General features: G+C 66.8%; 16 protein-coding genes. 6 read left to right on the top strand and 10 right to left on the bottom strand.

Translation table 11 applies throughout. The features are described from left to right. Nucleotides 1–23: 23 nt before the first annotated feature. Nucleotides 24–1,022: a P1 family peptidase gene (locus tag AC1DZY_RS17310; protein WP_476821526.1), complete on the bottom strand. Its 999-nt coding sequence runs from the start codon at nucleotides 1,020–1,022 to the stop codon at nucleotides 24–26. A 184-nt stretch (nucleotides 1,023–1,206) separates the two neighbouring features. Between AC1DZY_RS17310 and AC1DZY_RS17315 the strand changes: the two genes are divergently transcribed. Then, nucleotides 1,207–1,836, top strand: a complete 630-nt coding sequence (locus AC1DZY_RS17315; protein ID WP_476821379.1) for a Spy/CpxP family protein refolding chaperone — start codon at nucleotides 1,207–1,209, stop codon at nucleotides 1,834–1,836. Between the two features lie 83 nt (nucleotides 1,837–1,919). Here AC1DZY_RS17315 and AC1DZY_RS17320 read toward each other — a convergent pair whose 3' ends face one another. Continuing rightward, complete coding sequence (locus AC1DZY_RS17320) at nucleotides 1,920–2,165, bottom strand: hypothetical protein (RefSeq protein WP_476821380.1); 246 nt, start codon at nucleotides 2,163–2,165, stop codon at nucleotides 1,920–1,922. A 185-nt stretch (nucleotides 2,166–2,350) separates the two neighbouring features. Here AC1DZY_RS17320 and AC1DZY_RS17325 point away from each other — a divergent pair, with 185 nt between their 5' ends. Further along, nucleotides 2,351–2,503, top strand: coding sequence for a hypothetical protein (locus tag AC1DZY_RS17325; RefSeq protein WP_476821381.1), 153 nt, complete (start codon nucleotides 2,351–2,353; stop codon nucleotides 2,501–2,503). A 37-nt stretch (nucleotides 2,504–2,540) separates the two neighbouring features. Here the strand turns inward: AC1DZY_RS17325 and AC1DZY_RS17330 are convergent, their stop codons facing one another. Beyond that, nucleotides 2,541–3,131, bottom strand: coding sequence for an NnrU family protein (locus tag AC1DZY_RS17330; RefSeq protein ID WP_476821382.1), 591 nt, complete (start codon nucleotides 3,129–3,131; stop codon nucleotides 2,541–2,543). Nucleotides 3,132–3,324: 193 nt separating this feature from the next. Between AC1DZY_RS17330 and AC1DZY_RS17335 the strand changes: the two genes are divergently transcribed. Next, complete coding sequence (locus tag AC1DZY_RS17335; RefSeq protein WP_476821383.1) at nucleotides 3,325–3,804, top strand: hypothetical protein; 480 nt, start codon at nucleotides 3,325–3,327, stop codon at nucleotides 3,802–3,804. A 293-nt stretch (nucleotides 3,805–4,097) separates the two neighbouring features. Here the strand turns inward: AC1DZY_RS17335 and rpsD are convergent, their stop codons facing one another. Both rpsD and murI read right to left on the bottom strand, forming a co-directional pair. Next, nucleotides 4,098–4,715, bottom strand: a complete 618-nt coding sequence (gene rpsD, locus AC1DZY_RS17340) for a 30S ribosomal protein S4 (RefSeq protein WP_476821384.1) — start codon at nucleotides 4,713–4,715, stop codon at nucleotides 4,098–4,100. A 367-nt stretch (nucleotides 4,716–5,082) separates the two neighbouring features. Further along, complete coding sequence (gene murI, locus AC1DZY_RS17345; protein ID WP_476821385.1) at nucleotides 5,083–5,952, bottom strand: glutamate racemase; 870 nt, start codon at nucleotides 5,950–5,952, stop codon at nucleotides 5,083–5,085. A gap of 142 nt (nucleotides 5,953–6,094) precedes the next feature. Between murI and AC1DZY_RS17350 the strand changes: the two genes are divergently transcribed. Continuing rightward, nucleotides 6,095–7,027: a bifunctional helix-turn-helix transcriptional regulator/GNAT family N-acetyltransferase gene (locus tag AC1DZY_RS17350; protein ID WP_476821386.1), complete on the top strand. Its 933-nt coding sequence runs from the start codon at nucleotides 6,095–6,097 to the stop codon at nucleotides 7,025–7,027. Here AC1DZY_RS17350 and AC1DZY_RS17355 read toward each other — a convergent pair. From AC1DZY_RS17355 to AC1DZY_RS17375, 5 genes are all read right to left on the bottom strand, one after another. Further along, entirely contained in the window at nucleotides 7,024–8,343 is a 1,320-nt protein-coding gene (locus tag AC1DZY_RS17355; protein WP_476821387.1) for a flavin monoamine oxidase family protein, read from the bottom strand. The genes AC1DZY_RS17350 and AC1DZY_RS17355 overlap by 4 nt on opposite strands. A gap of 223 nt (nucleotides 8,344–8,566) precedes the next feature. After that, nucleotides 8,567–9,385, bottom strand: coding sequence for an RNA methyltransferase (locus AC1DZY_RS17360; protein WP_476821388.1), 819 nt, complete (start codon nucleotides 9,383–9,385; stop codon nucleotides 8,567–8,569). A gap of 108 nt (nucleotides 9,386–9,493) precedes the next feature. Next, nucleotides 9,494–11,353 carry a methyl-accepting chemotaxis protein gene (locus tag AC1DZY_RS17365; RefSeq protein ID WP_476821389.1) on the bottom strand — a complete coding sequence of 620 codons (1,860 nt, stop codon included), beginning with the start codon at nucleotides 11,351–11,353 and terminating at the stop codon, nucleotides 9,494–9,496. A gap of 181 nt (nucleotides 11,354–11,534) precedes the next feature. Beyond that, a complete protein-coding gene (locus AC1DZY_RS17370) occupies nucleotides 11,535–12,674 on the bottom strand; it encodes a dipeptidase (RefSeq protein ID WP_476821390.1) in 1,140 nt (379 codons plus the stop codon). 192 nt (nucleotides 12,675–12,866) lie between these two features. After that, the gene (locus tag AC1DZY_RS17375; protein WP_476821391.1) at nucleotides 12,867–14,114 is read right to left on the bottom strand and encodes an NAD(P)/FAD-dependent oxidoreductase; all 1,248 of its coding nucleotides are present in this window, start codon (nucleotides 14,112–14,114) and stop codon (nucleotides 12,867–12,869) included. A gap of 259 nt (nucleotides 14,115–14,373) precedes the next feature. On the opposite strand from AC1DZY_RS17375, the gene AC1DZY_RS17380 reads away from it, so the two are divergent. Continuing rightward, entirely contained in the window at nucleotides 14,374–15,357 is a 984-nt protein-coding gene (locus AC1DZY_RS17380) for a hypothetical protein (protein WP_476821392.1), read from the top strand. A 47-nt stretch (nucleotides 15,358–15,404) separates the two neighbouring features. After that, entirely contained in the window at nucleotides 15,405–16,082 is a 678-nt protein-coding gene (locus AC1DZY_RS17385) for a glutathione S-transferase family protein (RefSeq protein ID WP_476821393.1), read from the top strand. Nucleotides 16,083–16,108 lie beyond the last annotated feature (26 nt).

The following is a 16,108-nucleotide window of genomic DNA, read 5'->3' on the forward strand; positions in this document are numbered from 1 at the left end:
TTTAGCATGGACATCCCGGAAGGTCAGCCGCCGAAAACGTCGCGCCAGGCCGGCCGGGCATCGGCGAAGGGCAGGGCGGTCGCGGCATGGACGCCGCGCGCGATGGCGCGCGCGAGCACGTCGGCCGCCGTGGCGCAGATTTCGGTCAGCGCATAGGCATCCGACGGCGCGCCGGCATGGCCGGTCGCGGCTGCGAAAACCACATCGCCATCGAGCGCCGCATGGACCGGCCGCAATGCGCGGGCAAGCCCGTCATGGGCTGCCAGCGCCAGCCGCTTGGCCTGCGCCTTGGTCAGCACCGCGTCGGTGGCGACGAGCGCGATCGTGGTGTTCTGGCCGGCTCCTCCCTTGAAGCGCAGGGCGGTGTCCCGAGGGGTCATTTTCGCCGGCCAGCCGAGACCGCCGAACTCGCCGGCCTGCTCGTAAGGAGCGGCCCAGAACTGCGCGCCGTCACCGATGGTGGCGCTGCCGACGGCGTTGACCGCCACGAGCGCGCCGACGACATGGCCGGTGGCGGCGCGCGCGCTTGCCGAACCGATTCCGCCCTTGAGGTTCTGCGTGGTCGCGCCATAGCCCGCGCCCGCCGTCCCCAGGGCGAAATCGAGGCCGGCCTGACCGGCGGCGAGCCCGCCGAGACGGCGATAGGGCGCCTCGGCGTCGCCCCGCGCCCAGGGCTTTTGGCCGCCATTGAGCAGGTCGAACAGGATCGCCTGCGGCACGATCGGGACGCGCAGGCTCCCGACCGGAAAGCCGCGCCCCTGCGCCGCCAGCACCGAGAGCACGCCGTCGGCGGCGGCCAGCCCCCAGACCGAACCGCCCGACAGCGCGATGGCGTCGATATGCTGGACCGTCATCTCCGGTTCGAGCAGGCTGATGTCGCGGGTGCCGGGAGCGCCGCCGAGCACGGCGACCGAGGCGATGGTCGGGCGCTCGAACAGCGCGACGGTGACACCGGTCGCGGCATGCTCGTCATGGGCCTGCCCGACGAGGACGCCACGGACATCGGTGATCAGGTTGCGCATCGCAAAGGCCGGCACGGTTGGAAACATAATCGCGCTGGCTCGCGCGCGGGGCGCACATTACGATCTTTTCATGCTTGCGCCATCGCCGGGTCACGCCGCCCGGGCCACTCTGCGAGCATCGTGAACCGGCTTCGAGACCCGCACAGCGACCCGATATCCGATTTCAGCCTTTGGGAGACACACTATGAAACGCATTGCCCTGATCGTCGCTTCGTCGGCCGCCGCCGTCGCCGCCACGCTGGCGATCGCACAGCCGCAGCCGCTTCCGCCCGCCGGCGGTGCCGACCGCGATCGTCCGCCCCATGAGCGCACCGAGGGACGCGACGCACGGCGCGGCGAGGCACGCGAGCAGCGCGCCGAGCGCATGCAGGCCCGCATGACCGAGCGCCTCGCCAAGCTGCGCACCGACATGAAGCTCAAGCCCGAGCAGGTGCCGCTGTTCGACGCCGTCGAGAACGTCATCAAGAAGAACGCCGAAAAGCGCCGCGAGGGCTGGTCGGCGATGCGCGAGCAGCGCGAGACCTTCCGCCATGCCGACATCATGGAAAAGCTCGACATGACATCGGGCCGTCAGGCCGAGCGCGCCGGCCGGACCAAGGAGATGGCGGATGCGGTTCGCCCGCTCTGGACGACGCTCAGCGACGAGCAGAAGACCGTGGCGCGACGCGCGGTGCGCGAGGCGATGGCCGAGGGGCGCGGCATGATGCACCGCATGCGCGAGCGCTTCGAGGAGCGTCGCGGCGGGCGTGACCGGGACGACGACGATCGCGGCCCGCGTCGCTGGCGCGAGGAGCGCGGCGACCGTCGCGGCTGAACAAGGCCGGCATTGACGGCAAGTCAACAGAACAGGGCGGCTCCGCGGAGCCGCCCTTTTTCATGTGGTCATGCAGGTTCGGCTCAGGCGCCGGTGGCGTCCTTGACGCATTTGTTGGTGAAGCTGGTCTTGGCCGCGCCATTAAGCTTCTTGTCGGCCGCCTGCTTGTCGCAGGCCGCGCCGGCGTCCTTCTCGCATTTCGTCATGAAACTGTTCTTGGCCGCGCCGGCGAGTTTCTTGTCGCCGGCCTGGACGGCGCAGCTTGGAGACTGGGCAAAAGCGAGGCTGGAAAAGCAGGTCAGCGCAAGCGCCGCGATCAGGGTCTTCATGGGATCGTCCTCCGCAGGAGTGAGCGAAGGCAGAATTACCTGAGTCGCGCGGCGCTGTCAGCGCGCCGCCAGCCGGCGATTCATGGTAAAGATCATGGAAAACAGAGGTTTACCATAATCATTCAAATTGAGTTCATTTTTTCGGCTTTACGTTCGGTTACATGAGTTGGACGGGAGCCTGGCCGATGAAGACATCATGGTCGATCGTGCTGATGCGCGGCTTCATCGCCGGCGTCTTCCTGCTCTGCCTGCTCGGCCCCTATGCGATCTCGATCCTGATCGGCTGCCTCGGGCTGGGCTGCCACGTGTTTCGCGACGAGGCCGGCTCGCATCTGTGAGGGGAGAGCGGGTCGAGCCCGATCCTGATACAGCCGTTCAGGCGCGTGTGATGACGGGCACGCCGATCAGCAGGGGATGGAGCCAGACCGCGAAGACGACATAGGCCGCAAGCCCGACGACGATCGCGATCGCATCACTGCGTCCGAATGCGACCGTGCCCATGGTCGCCATGCGCGCAATTTCCTCGGGACGGCGCTTGATCGAGATCCGCGCCATCACGGCCCAGGCCAGAAAGCTGCCGAACAGGAGCATGCTGCCGAGGTCGCCATTCGCGATGAGATGGGCCGTGGCCCAGATCTTCACGGCGAGCAGCATGGGATGCTTGACGATCGAGAGGATCTTGCCCGGCCGCTTGCCCACAGTGAGCAGGATGAAGATCGGAAGGTTGAGCAGCAGCGCCAGATGCCGCGTCCAGACCGGCGGCTCCCAGACGACCGTGTAGCCGGCCGCGCGTTGGAGCCCGTACCCATAGATCAGCAGGACGAAGCCGACGATGGAGACGAGGGAATAGAGCCCCTTGTAGCCGCCCTCGCCGAGCCGGCCGATCAATTGCGCGCGGAAGCCCCGCGTGATCGTGACGGCATGCATGCCGAGGAACAGGATCAGCCCGAGGATCAGCAGGAGCATGTGGTTGGTCGCCTCAAGTTGGAGCGATTCCAACCATGGACTGGCGGGGTGGGGTTTGGCCATGGGGCTGTGGCCATGGGTGATTGTGGCAGGGTCTAGTGGGCCGATTAATGCCGCTTAGGCGGGGACAAGTCGCCGCTGTCCGTTGAACCGGGCCGAGCAGTTCTAGAAGCTAAGCCCTCGGGGGGGCGGTATGACTGATCCTAGCGAACTCTGGAAGCAAATCGTCAGGTACTCCGCTGTCGCCAATGGTACGGCGCTTACTCTCGCGCTCAGCTCGATCGGTAAAACGCCGGTGGTCCAGCTTAGCGCAACCATCGGAAAATTTCCTATTTGGTGCTTCTTTCTCGGCCTTGTGGCGAGTGGGCTGCATCTCGTCTGCAGTTTTGTATACGCGCTGGAGAGCAAGGGCGTTGAGGCCAACAAGAAGGTGCAAAGTCTCTCTGACAAGCTGGAGGGAAGTCTCGCCGACGCAATCGCCCAGGGCGAACTCAGTGCGCGGACGGCGGAGGTTCGACGCGAACTGCAATCCCTGAAGGATCAGCTTAGTGAGTTAGACCTCGGCCAAACGCCGGGCTTTTTGGGCGGCATGCGAAACGCTCAGGAAGGACTTCTATGGGCAGCCTATGGCTTCTTCGTCATCGGCTTAGCTGCTGTCGTTTGGGCCACCTAAGCGCACTGGGGAGCGCCCGGAACCCTCCCGAGCTCTATCGTTCTGCCCTCGACGAGGCCCTCGCCGTCATTCCGGGCGAGCGAAGCAAAGGCCTGGAATCCATCGCAAGGCACCGTCGTGCTCTATGCTGGATTCCGGATCAGCGCCGCTTCGCGGCTTGTCCGTAATGAGGTCGAGGTTGGGTGGATGGTCCGGTGACCTAATCCTGCCGGACAACAAAAGAGGGGACGGCGATTGCTCGCCATCCCCCAGAATATCTCCAGCAAACGGGCCTTTCGGCCGTCTCCATCCGATCAGCGCGAGTAGAACTCGATGACCAGGTTCGGTTCCATCTGCACCGCATAGGGCACGTCCGTCAGGGTCGGCGTGCGGGTGAAGGTGGCGGTCGACTTGGTGTGGTCGGTGTCGAGATAATCGGGCACGTCGCGCTCGGCGAGCCCTGCTGCCTCGATCACGATGGCGAGCTGGCGCGAGCTCTCCTTGACCGCGATCACGTCGCCCGGCTTGACCTGGTAGGAGGCGATGTTGACGCGCTTGCCGTTCACGGTGACGTGGCCGTGGTTGACGAACTGGCGGGCGGCGAAGACCGTCGCGACGAACTTGGCGCGGTAGATCACCGCGTCGAGGCGGCGCTCGAGCAGGCCGATCAGGTTCTCGCCCGAATCGCCCTTGAGGCGGATCGCCTCGGCGTAATAGCGGCGGAACTGCTTCTCGGAGATCGAGCCGTAATAGCCCTTGAGCTTCTGCTTGGCGCGCAGCTGCGTGCCGAAGTCGGAGGGCTTGCCCTTGCGGCGCTGGCCGTGCTGGCCGGGGCCGTATTCACGACGGTTGACCGGGGATTTCGGGCGGCCCCAGATGTTCTGACCGAGACGGCGGTCAATCTTGTACTTCGCCTCATGGCGCTTCGACATATCGCGTGTCCTCTCAGGTTCGCGAGTGAGGACCGCGCCCTCCTGCTCCCCAGCGATGTGGCCGGGGCGACAGATCCGGCTCTTCGAGAGCGGATCACGGGTGCGGAAAAAGTCACGCGGGCCTTTTGGGCCCGCGTGACGCACGCCTAGAACCATGCGGGAGCCGGTTTGTCAAACCGGAAGGGCGTCACAGCGACGAAGCGCGCGGGGAACCCTCTCCCGTAGGGAGAGGGCAGGGTGAGGGGTCGGCCGTTGAACGTCATGGCCGTGCCCTGACAGCGGCCACGCTGTGAGGCTGGCGTGCACTGGTCCAGGGGCCAACACCTCACCCCTGCCCCTCTCCTTACAGGAGAGGGGTTCCCCGCGCTCAATTCACCAGCGGCATCGGCTCTATCTCGACCTGCGCCAGACCGTGGCCCGCCAGCGCGATTCTGAGCGGGCCGGTCAGGCCCGCCCCGCTGGTGAAGAGCGCCACCGTCTCAGCCGGCAATCCGGTCGGATCGGGCAGGGCCGGCCCCAGCAGCGCGCTAACCCGGCTTGCGATGGCGGGCGCAGGGTCGATCCAGGCGACATCCCAGGGCGCCAGCCGCTTCATCCGTTCGATCAGCAGGGGATAATGCGTGCAGGACAGCGTGACCACATCGGTGCATGCGCCGCCTTTCTCGACGAAGCAGGGCGCGATCTCGGCGCGGATGTCGTCGTCTTCGACCGGCTCGCCCTTCAGCGCCGCCTCGGCCAAGGCCGCCAGCCGGGTCGAGCCGACGAGCGTGACCTCGCAGGCTCCGGCATAGGTTTCGATCAGCCCGCGCGTGTAGTCGCGCGCGACGGTGCCGGGCGTGGCCAGCACCGAGATCAGCCGCGAGCGCGTCAGTTCGGCTGCCGGCTTGATCGCCGGCACGGTGCCGACGAAGGGGATCGAAAATCGCGCCCGCAGCGCCGGCAATACCAGCGTCGAGGCCGTGTTGCAGGCGATCACGACGAGATCGGGGTGGCAGCGCGCGACCAGGCGCTCCATCACCGCCAGCACGCGGTCGACCAGTTGCGCCTCGCTGAGCCGGCCATAGGGAAAGCCGGCGTCGTCGGCGGCGTAGACGATGCGGGCATTGGCCTGGCGCTGCATGACGCGCGCCAGCACGGTCAAACCGCCAAGTCCTGAATCGAAGACGAGGATGGTGGGCTGGCGGCGCGGCATCGCCGCACTGCGATAGGCCGTTCCGGCCAGAAGATCGACCTGCATGCGCCGTGCCTGCGGGAGAGAGGTTGAGCCGGGATTGCGCCAGATGCGGGTTAAGGCATCGTCAACAAGAGCCTTGCAGAGCGCGCGTGATTTAGTTGACTTTGTCCATCAAATCGACTGATCCTGCGGCCTGGAGGTCGCCATGTCCGACATCGAGACCAACGCCATCGCCGCAATCCGCCGCTTTAACCGGTTCCACAGCCGCTGGATCGGGGCGCTAGGCGGCAGTCTGCACGGCTCGGGTTTCGCGCTGACAGAGGGGCGCGTGCTCTATGAACTGGCGCAGCGCGACGGCTGGCTCGCCAGCGAACTGGCGCGCGATCTGGAGCTCGATCCCGCCTATCTCTCGCGCATCCTCAAGCGCTTTGCCGCTTCGGGCTGGCTTGAGCGCGAGCGCTCGCCCGATGATGGCCGGGCGCGGCGGCTGCAACTGACGAGGTTGGGCCGGGAGGCCTTCCTGCCGCTCGATTCCGCCTCGCGCGAACAGGCATCGGCCATCCTCGCCCGCCTGCCGGAGTCCGATCAGTCGCGGCTGGTCGAGGCGCTCGGTTGCGCGCAGGCACTGCTTTCGGGCGGGCGGGCCGCGCCCGCGTTGCCGGTCATCCGCGCGCATCGGCCCGGCGACATCGGCTGGGTGATTTCGGCGCATGCCCGACTTTATGCGGAGGAGTACGGCTGGGATATCTCGTTCGAGGCGCTGGTCGCCGAGATCGCGGCGAAGTTCCTGCGCGAGTTCAGGCCCGAGCTGGAGCGCTGCTTCATCGCAGAGCTGGATGGCGCGCCGGTCGGTTCGGCTTTCGTGGTGCGCGAGAGCGACGAGGTCGCCAAGCTTCGGCTCGTTCTGGTCGAGAAGAGGGCGCAGGGGCTGAAGCTCGGCAAGGCGCTGGTGCGGGAGGCGATCGGCTTTGCGCGCAATGCGGGTGATCTGCGCATGGTGCTCTGGACCAACGACATCCTGCACGCCGCACGCGCGATCTACGTTGCGGAAGGCTTCAGGCTGGTCGCGGAGGAGCGACACCATTCCTTCGGGCAGGATCTGGTCGGGCAGAACTGGGAGCTCGATCTGTCTGCCTAAACCTTGAGCCGCGCCACGGTCGCAGCCGCCGCGCGCCCTGCGAGCGTGGCGCCGCCCACCGTCATCGCGCCGCCGCCGGCCGTGGCCTCGCCGGCCAGCAGGATGCGGCCGTTGCCGATCGGTTGCGCCAGGACGTCGCGCGCTTTCTCCTGGCCGGGCAGGCAAACGGAATAGGAGCCCAGCGCATAGGGATCGGTCGACCATGCCGGGAAGGAGCAGGCTTTCACGGCTTTCCGGACATCGGCGCCGAGCATTTGCGCCAGCAGGGCGGTGATCTGGGACTGCGCCTCGGCTGCGCCGGCATGCGCCAGTTCGCGGGCATAGTCGCCGCCGAAATAACCGATGACGATGTCCCGGTCGTCGGGGAACATGTCGAAATTCACCAGCCTCCTTGGCGAGCCGGCCTCGAGGAAGCTCATGCCCGGCGTCACGCCGAAGCGGTCGCCCTCGACCCTGAACGCGATCTTGGTGAGCGCGCCCATGCCGATGCCATTGAGCGCGTCGCGCGTGCGGGCCGGCAGTTCCGGCGTGAAGCGGATGCCGCCCGCCTTCAGCACGCCGACGGGCACCGTCACGATGACGGAATTGGCGCGCAGCGTTCCCGAACGGCTCGTGATCGTGACACCCGGCCCGTCCCAGCGGATGGCGCTGACCGGCTCGTTCAGCCGGATGTCGAGGCCCGCGCCATGGCGGGCGACGAGATTGCCGTAGCCCGACGGCACGACGAGGTCGTCGCCGGACCAGAGGCGCTGGTAGTCGCGCGCGGAAATCCTGCCCGATTCCTCGCCAATCGAAAGCAGGAGCCCGGAGGAAGCGACCGGGGCCATGTCGGGGCCGAGATCGCCGAGGAGTTCGGCCACCGACATGTCGCGGGCGGTGATGTCGACGGTCTCAAGCCGGCGGTCGATCTCGCCGAAGGCGCCGCGGCGCTTGAGACGGTCGGTCTCGGCCATCGGCTTGCCGTCGGCAAAGACCTGGAAGCCGCCGCCCCAGGGCTCTGTCGGCGTCTCGACGCCGAGCTCTTTGGCGATCTGGACCCAGGGGTTGCGCTCTGCCCAGTGGATGAACATCGCGCCTGCGTCGAAGGCCGGCCCCAGCGAGCTATCGGTAAAGGCGCGCCCGCCGATGCGGTCGCGGGCCTCCAGCACCACGGCCTTGCGGCCGGCCGCCTTCAGGGTGCGGGCGGCTGCGATGCCGGCCGCGCCCGCGCCGATGACGACGACGTCGACATCCGCGGCATGCGCCTGCCGACGAGCGCCAGCGAGGCTCGCGGCGAGCGTGGTCGAGCCCATCAGGAAGCTCCGGCGATCCAGCATGCGGCTTCAAGTCCATGACATCGCGGAACGGCATGATGCGCGCCTGCTTGTGCGTTGCAATACGCGCTCAGCATTGCGGCTGGATCACGGCGATCACGAGATCGGGAGGGGTGCGGCCTGTTGGAGCCCTCATCCTGAGGAGCCGCGAAGCGGCGTCTCGAAGGATGTTCCAGCCAGCGCCTTCTGGAGCATCCTTCGAGACGCGATCCTGACGGATCGCTCCTCAGGATGAGGGCTCTTCCTGCGGCGCAACAGGTAGTTTCCGGCGCCTTGGCCCCTCGACCAGCGATTTGAAGATGCCGCGCAGGGTGCGGGCTTCCTGCTCTGTCAGGCTCAGCCGATGCAGGATGTCGCGCAGATTGGCGGTCATGATGTGCTTCTTGCCGGGCGGGAAGAAGCCGCAGATGTCGAGTTCGCCCTCGACGTAGTCGAACATGGACAAAACGGTCGCGCGTGTTGCCGGCGGGGAGGGCACACCCTCCCGGAAAGGCGGTTCGCCGCCCGTCGCCTGAAGCCATTCATAGCCGGTCAGGAGCACGGCCTGCGCGAGGTTCAGGGAGGCGAAGGCGGGGTTGACCGGAAAGGTCAGGATCGCGTCGGCGAAGCTGATCTCCTCATTGGTCAGGCCGATGCGCTCGCGCCCGAACAGGATGCCGACGCGCTCGCCGCCCCCGATGCGGTCGGCAACCGGGGGCATCGCTTCGGCCGGCGTCAGCACGCGCTTCATCTGGCCGCGTTCGCGCGCCGTCGTCGCCAGCACATGGTTGAGGTCGGCGATGGCCTGCGCCGTCGTGGCGAAAAGCCCTGCGTTTTCGAGGATGTGGCCCGCGCCCGAGGCGGTCGACAGGGCTTCCTCCTTCAGCACGCCGCCGGCCGTCCAGCCATCGCGCGGCGCGACGAGGCGCATCTCGGACAGGCCGAAATTCGCCATGGCGCGCGCGCACATGCCGATGTTCCGCCCCATCTGCGGCTCGACCAGGATGACGATCGGAGCCGGCGTTTCGACAGGCTGGCGGGTGTGGTCGGTGCCGGAACCGGGCATGGAAAAGGGCTCGCTCATGAGATCGAGAGCGAGCCCTTAACCGATCGGGCGGCTTCGGCAAGGCGTTGCGCGTCTTTGGCCTTCTGCCGCGAACGCCGAAGGTGGTGTTCAGGCGGCGCGGCGGCGCGGCGCGGCCTGACGGCCCGTGGCTGTGTCGTTGGTCCTGAAGCTCGCGACGAGTTCGTTGAGGCGGGCGATCTGGCTGCTGAGCTGGGTCGCGGATGCGGCGCTCTCTTCGGCCAGAGCCGCGTTCTGCTGGGTCATCTCGTCCATATGGGCGACGGTCTGGCTCATCTCGTCGATGCCGTTGGCCTGCTCGGCCGAAGCCGCCGAGATGTCGGAGACCGTGGCCGAGACCTTGCGCGAGGCCTCGACGATCTGGTTCAGCGCCTCGCCGGCCGAGCGCACCAGCGCCACACCCTGCTCGACCTCGCGACCGGATTCGCCGATCAGGCCGGAGATGTCCTTGGCGGCGTCGCCCGAGCGCTGTGCCAGCGTGCGGACCTCGCTTGCGACCACGGCGAAACCCTTGCCGGCGTCGCCGGCGCGGGCGGCCTCGACCGCCGCGTTCAGCGCCAGCAGGTTGGTCTGGAAGGCGATGTCGTCGATCACCCGGATGATGTCGGAGATCTTCTTCGAGGCGTCCTCGATGCGCGACATCGCCTCGACGGCGTCGGTGACGATGGCGCCGCCCTTCTCGGCGACGGTCATGGCCTCCTGGGCAAGCGTGACCGCCTGCCGCGAGGCGTTGGCCGAGGCCTTGACCGAGGCTGCGAGTTCCTCGGTCGTGGCCGCCGTCTCCTCCAGCGAGGAGGCCTGCTCTTCGGTGCGCTTCGACAGGTCGTCGGCGCCCATGTTGATCTCGCGCGCCGAATTGCCGACCTCGGCCGAGGTCGCCTGGATCGTCGTCACCGTCTCGCTGAGCCGGGAGACCGCCGCGTTGAAGTCGTCGCGCAGCTTCTCGTAGTCGGCGGCGACGCCGGCGTTGATCTGGCAGGTCAGATCGCCCTTGGAAAGCAGGTCGAGCCCGTCGCCGAGCAGCGTCATGACCTGGCGCTGTTCGGCGGCCAGACGCTCCTGCTCCTGCACGCGGGCGGCGCGTTCACGCTCGCCCTGCAAGCGCTGGGCGTCCGAGGCCGAGCGGGACTGCTCGGTCTCGGCTTCCAGCCGCCGCATTTCGAGGCCGTTCTGCTTGAAGACAAGGACGGTGCGGGCCATGTCGCCGACTTCGTCCTTGCGAGCTTCGCCGGCCACGGCGGCATCGAAATTCCCGGCTGCGAGCTCTCTCATCGCGAGCTTCAGTCGATCGAGGGGACGGGTGATCGTCATGGACGACATCATCATGGCCCCGACGAGCCCGATCAGAAGCCCGGCGATGCTGGCGGCGATGGTGACGACAAAAGTGTGGTTCGTCGTCTCGTTGAGAGCCTGGGACTTGGCGTCGAGGTCCCTGATGAGCGAGGTATTGAGCGCCACGATCTCGTTGACGAGGCTGCGAAGCCTGCCGTCGAGCGTGCTCATCACCATCAGCGCTTTTTCGTTTTCATCCTTCTCGCCAAGCGTCACGGCCTGATCGACGAACGCTTTCAGACCGCGCACCTGCGTAGCGAATGCGTCCAGACGCTCCTTCGCCTCGGGCATCGCGGTCGCCGCGTCGGCAAGATGGGAGAGGGTCGTCTTGTAGGAGGTTTCGCCTTGCGTCTTGGCTTCGGCGATTCCGGCCGCGCCGGCCGGATAGGCGATGATCTTGTAGGTTTGCGCAATCAGGTCGTTTGCAGTGCGCGATGCCCGTCCTGTCGCCAGGATTGCTTTCGGGTGGGTGTTGAGCATCGCCGAGTAGTCGGCATCGACCTTCTTTAATTGCAGGCCGGCGTAGACACAGGCGCCAAGGCCGATCAGGCCCATCGCGATGATGGCGCCGGCGAACTTGGTCCCGATCTTGATGTTGTTCAGGTTGATCATGGTCATCTCGATATCGACGCTGCAAGAGATCGAGATTGTTGACGGACACGGTTAAATATAGGTGAATCGCAGCGATTTCGCCGGAATTTTCAGCTTTTTTGGGGTTTTCTCCCGCGTCTGTTCAAGAAAACAGGCGTTTCTTCTTCATAAATTGCAGTTTCCTACAAAACATGGAGATTGCCTGAACTCACCCGGCAGCCTTTTCCACCGCCCGCATCACGCGCAGCATATTGCCGCCGGCGAGCTTTTCGAGGTTGTCCTCCGACCAGCCGCGCCGGATCAGCTCGGCGATCAGCGACGGGAAGACGCTGGTGTCCTCCAGCCCCTGCGGCGCCGGACCGCCGAAGAAATCCGAGCCGATGCCGACATGGTCGTGGCCGATGCGCTTGGCGAGGTAGTCGAGATGGTCGCAATATTCGACGATCGTGGCCTTGGGGCGCGGACCTGATTTGGCGACGATTTCGGCCTCGGCCTTCACATAATCCATGCCGTCGGGCGTCTTGCCGTACTGGTCCTTGGCCGGGCGGTGCCAGTCGCGCGAGGCCTGGCTGATGAAATCGGGCACGAAGGTCGCCATGACGATGCCATGTGCTGCCGCAACCCGGTCGAGCACGTCATCGGGGACGTTGCGGGGGTGGTCGCACAAAGTGAAGGCGTTGGAGTGCGACCAGACCGGCGGCGCGCTGGCGATGTCGAGCACGTCATGCATCACCTTGGGCGAGACATGGGCGAGATCGACGATCATGCCGAGTTTGTTCATGCGGCCGATGACATCCTTGCCGAAGGCCGAGAGCCCGTTGTGCCGGGGCGCGTCGGTCGCGGAATCGCACCAGTCATGGGTGCCGTTGTGGCAAAGCGTCATCAGGCGGACGCCAAGCCCGTAATAGGCGTCGAGCGCGTCGAGTTCGTTGTCGAGGGCCGAGCCGTTCTCGATCGTCATGAACAGCGCCATGCGGCCTTCGGCCTTGGCGGCCTCGACATCATCGGCCGCGAGGCCGGGCCTGAACACGTCGGCATGGCGCTTCAGGATGTCGCGCATCAGCGCGATCTGCGCCAGCGCGAAGCCGGCGGGATGCTTGTGACTGGGCGGGACATAGGCGGCGAAGAACTGGCCCGCGAGCTTGCCCGCCTGCATGCGCGGGATGTCGGTGTCGCCATGGGGATGGACGGTGGCGAGGTCGAAGACGCCGACATCGCCCTTCGCGTTCCGGTTCAGCCTGATCACGAAGGGCAGGTCGTTATGGCCGTCGATCAGCGGCGCGCGGTCGAGCAGAGCGAGAGCGGCGGCGTAGGCATTGTCCTGGACGGGCGGGGCGGCGAGGGCCATGGGGCAACCTTTGGGTCGGGAATCGGCAGCGGCAGCGATCGTGGCAGGTCTGGCGTGGCGAGGCGAGGGCGCGTCGCGCAGGGCTGCATCCCGCATCATGCTCGGGCGAAGCGCAGCGCGGACTGGACCATCCCCCGCCGGAGGTCCTCGGGTCCGCGCCAGGCGCGGCCCGAGAATGACGCTCTCCAACCGTCAGCCGAAGCGCGCCGGCGCGAAGGGGGTGGGGTCGACGAAGACCTTCTGCCCGGTCACCATCTCGGCGATCATGCGGCCGGTGACGGCGGCCAGCGTCAGCCCGTGATGGGCGTGGCCGATCGAGAACCAGAGGTTTTTATGTTTCGGCGCGGGGCCGATGATCGGCATCATGTCGGGCGTGCAGGGCCTGCGGCCGAGCCAGGGCTCGGCGTCGAGGCGTTCGCCGAGCGGGAACAGCGTTTTCGCGATCGGCTCGGCACGGGCGAGTTGGACCGGCGTCTTGGGCGCATCGCGATCGGCGAATTCCGCGCCGGTGGTGAGGCGCACGCCCTGCAGCATCGGCGCAAGGAAATAGCCGCGCTCGGTGTCGAGCACCGGATGGTTCAGCACGGCGTTGCCGAGCGGCTTGTAGTGCATGTGGTAGCCGCGCTTGACCGCGAGCGGCAGGTTGTAGCCGAGCTTTTTCGTGACCACATCGGCCCAGGGGCCGAGCGCCACGACCGCGTCCTTCGCATAGGCCTTGACGCCGTCGGCGAGCACGATGCTCCAGCCCGACATGTCCTGCGCCAGCGTCGCCGCATCGCCGAGCGCGAGCTTGCCGCCGAGTTTCTCAAACAGCGCGACATAGGATCGCGACAGGCCGAGCGGGTCGATCACGGTGACCGGGTCGGTCCAGTGCAGGCCGCCGATCAGGCTCTGATCGAGATGGGGCTCCTCGGCGCGCAGCTTCGCGACGTCGAGGGCCTCGTAGTTCAGGCCGTAATCGCGGTTCCACCTTGCGGCCTCGGTGAGGCGCTCATCCTGCTGGGCTTGCGTGCGGAAGACCTTCATCCAGCCCTTGCGGCGCAGAAGCCCGGTCGCGCCGGCTTCCTGGGCGAGGGCGTCATGTTCGCTGACGCAATGCTCGATCAGGGTGGCGTATTTGCGGGCGATCGCTTCGTGCTGCGAGGCGCGCGAATGCATCCAGTACGACCACAGGAAGGGCGCGAGCTTGGGGATGGCGCTCCAGTGATAATGCGCGTCGATGGTGTTGTTCATCGCGTAGCGGATGAGCGCGCCGAAATCATGCGGGAAGCCGTAGGGGTAGACACCCTCGCGCTGGATCAGCCCGGCATTGCCGTAGCTCGTCTCCTCGCCCGGTCCGCGCTTGTCGACGAGCAGGACGGAGCGGCCCGCCTTCTGCAGATGCAGCGCCACCGAAATACCGACGATCCCTGCGCCAACGACGATGGTGTCGGTCTGCATGTCATGCTCCTGCCAGCCTGTCCCCGCACCAAAATAGCCGTTTACGGAGCGGTGTCAGCGCCACGATGCATGTTTGCGGTCTTGGGCTGAAAGTTTCGCAAGATTTGCGCCAAAGCATCGCCGGGCATGCCTCGATTCGGCGATATCGCCGTCGCCCCGCAATTTTCTGCCGGCGCAGGACGGCCTTGCCGAGATGGCGGGTGACGCAAGCCCCGGGATCGGCCAGTGTCTCGGCCTTTCCCGTTCGATTTGAGCCTTCATGCTGTCGCGCCTACCCACTTTGCTCGCCTCCGCCCTGGCCTGGCTTGGCCGCCATGGCACGCAAGGCTTCGCACTCTCGATCTTCCTCGGACTGGCGCTGCCGCAGTTCTCGGCCGCGGCGCGGCCGCTGCTGCCGGTGACGATCTTCTGCTTCACGACCGTCGTCTTCATGCGCGCCGATCTCGGCATCATCGCGGGCATGCTCAGGCGGCCGGGCAAGCTGATCCTGGCCTGCCTCTGGCTGATCGCCGGGCCGGCGCTGTTGATCGGCGGCGCTTTCGCCGTGTTGGGACGCGCGGCGCTCGATCCTGGCCTCGTGCTCGGCCTTGCCATTCTGGGGGCGGCCCCGCCGGTGATGTCGTCGCCCGCGGTGGCGATCCTCTATGGGTTCGAGCCGTCACGGCTGATCGCCAGCGTCATCCTGACGACCATCATCAGCCCTTTCGCCGCCCCGCTGCTGGTGGAATGGCTCGCAGGAGCGGCCGTTCCGCTCGATCGCTGGGTCCTGGCGCTGCGGCTGGCGCTCTTCATCGGCGGTGGGGCGATCGTCGCGTCCGTGCTGCGGCGTTTGCTCGGCAGGGCGCGGATCATGGCGCTGAAGCCCAATCTCGATGGCTTCGGCGTGCTGATGTATTTCGTCTTCGCCATCGCCGCGATGGACGGCGTCACGCAGGCGGCGTTCGACGATCCGTTCCGGGTCCTGCTCTTCATTGCGATCGCGTTTGCGATGTCGGGCGCGGGGCTGGTGCTGGCCAGCGTGATGCTGCGGCCGCTGCGGCTGTCCGAGCGCTTCATGGTCGGCTACGGCACCGGACAGCGCAATATGGGGCTGCTGATCGCCGCTCTGGGGGCAGGCGTCCCGCCGACGACCTTCCTGTTCTTCGCGCTGGCGCAGTTCCCGATCTACCTGTTGCCCTGGCTTTTGCGCGGCGTCGCGGCGCGCATCCGCCGGGCCGAGAACGACTCTCCTGCCGCCGGCTGACGGCGCGGCCTGCGAGGCCTTCTCGCATCGCAAGCAGGAGCTTCGCCATGATCACGCTCTATTCCGGGCCGCTCAGCCTGTTTTCCCGCAAGGTCGAGATCGCGCTGCGCGAAAAGGGCCTTCCCTTCGAGCGCGTCATGGTGCCGTTCGACCAGAGCGTCGGCTATGATCCAAAGCACCCGGAGGTGCTGGCGCTGAACCCAAAGGGACAGGTGCCGGTGCTCAACGATGACGGGCTCGTACTCTTCGACTCGACCGTCATCATCGAATATCTCGACGAGGCCTATCCGCAGCCGCCGCTGTTTCCGGCGACGCCGGCGCAGCGGGCGCGCTGCCGGCTCGACGAACTCTTCGCCGACGAGATCATGCTGGCGGCGTTGAAGCCGCTGATGCACCGCACCGGTCCGCGCTCCATGGACGCCAACCGCCGCGCCGCGCAGGACGCCGACGCATTGATCGCCGAAGACGTTCTGGCCGGCCATTACTGCACGCTGGAGGAGCGGCTGGGCGGCCGCGAATTCTTCGGGCCGGGGCTGTCGGCGGCCGATATCGCGCTGTTCATGAGCGTGCTGTTCTCGCTGCGGCTCGGCGGCCCCTCGCTGTCGCGCCATCCTGCGCTGTCGGCGTGGTTTTCGCGACTGGGCCAGCGCCCGGCCTTCTCGGCGATCGCAACCGAGATCGCGGAAGCCGACCGTCGGCTGTCGGTTCCGGTGAAGCGACGCTGAAAAGCGTCCTTTCGCGATTGCGGCAG

The sequence above is a fragment of the Allobosea sp. P2_A10 genome (assembly GCF_056405115.1).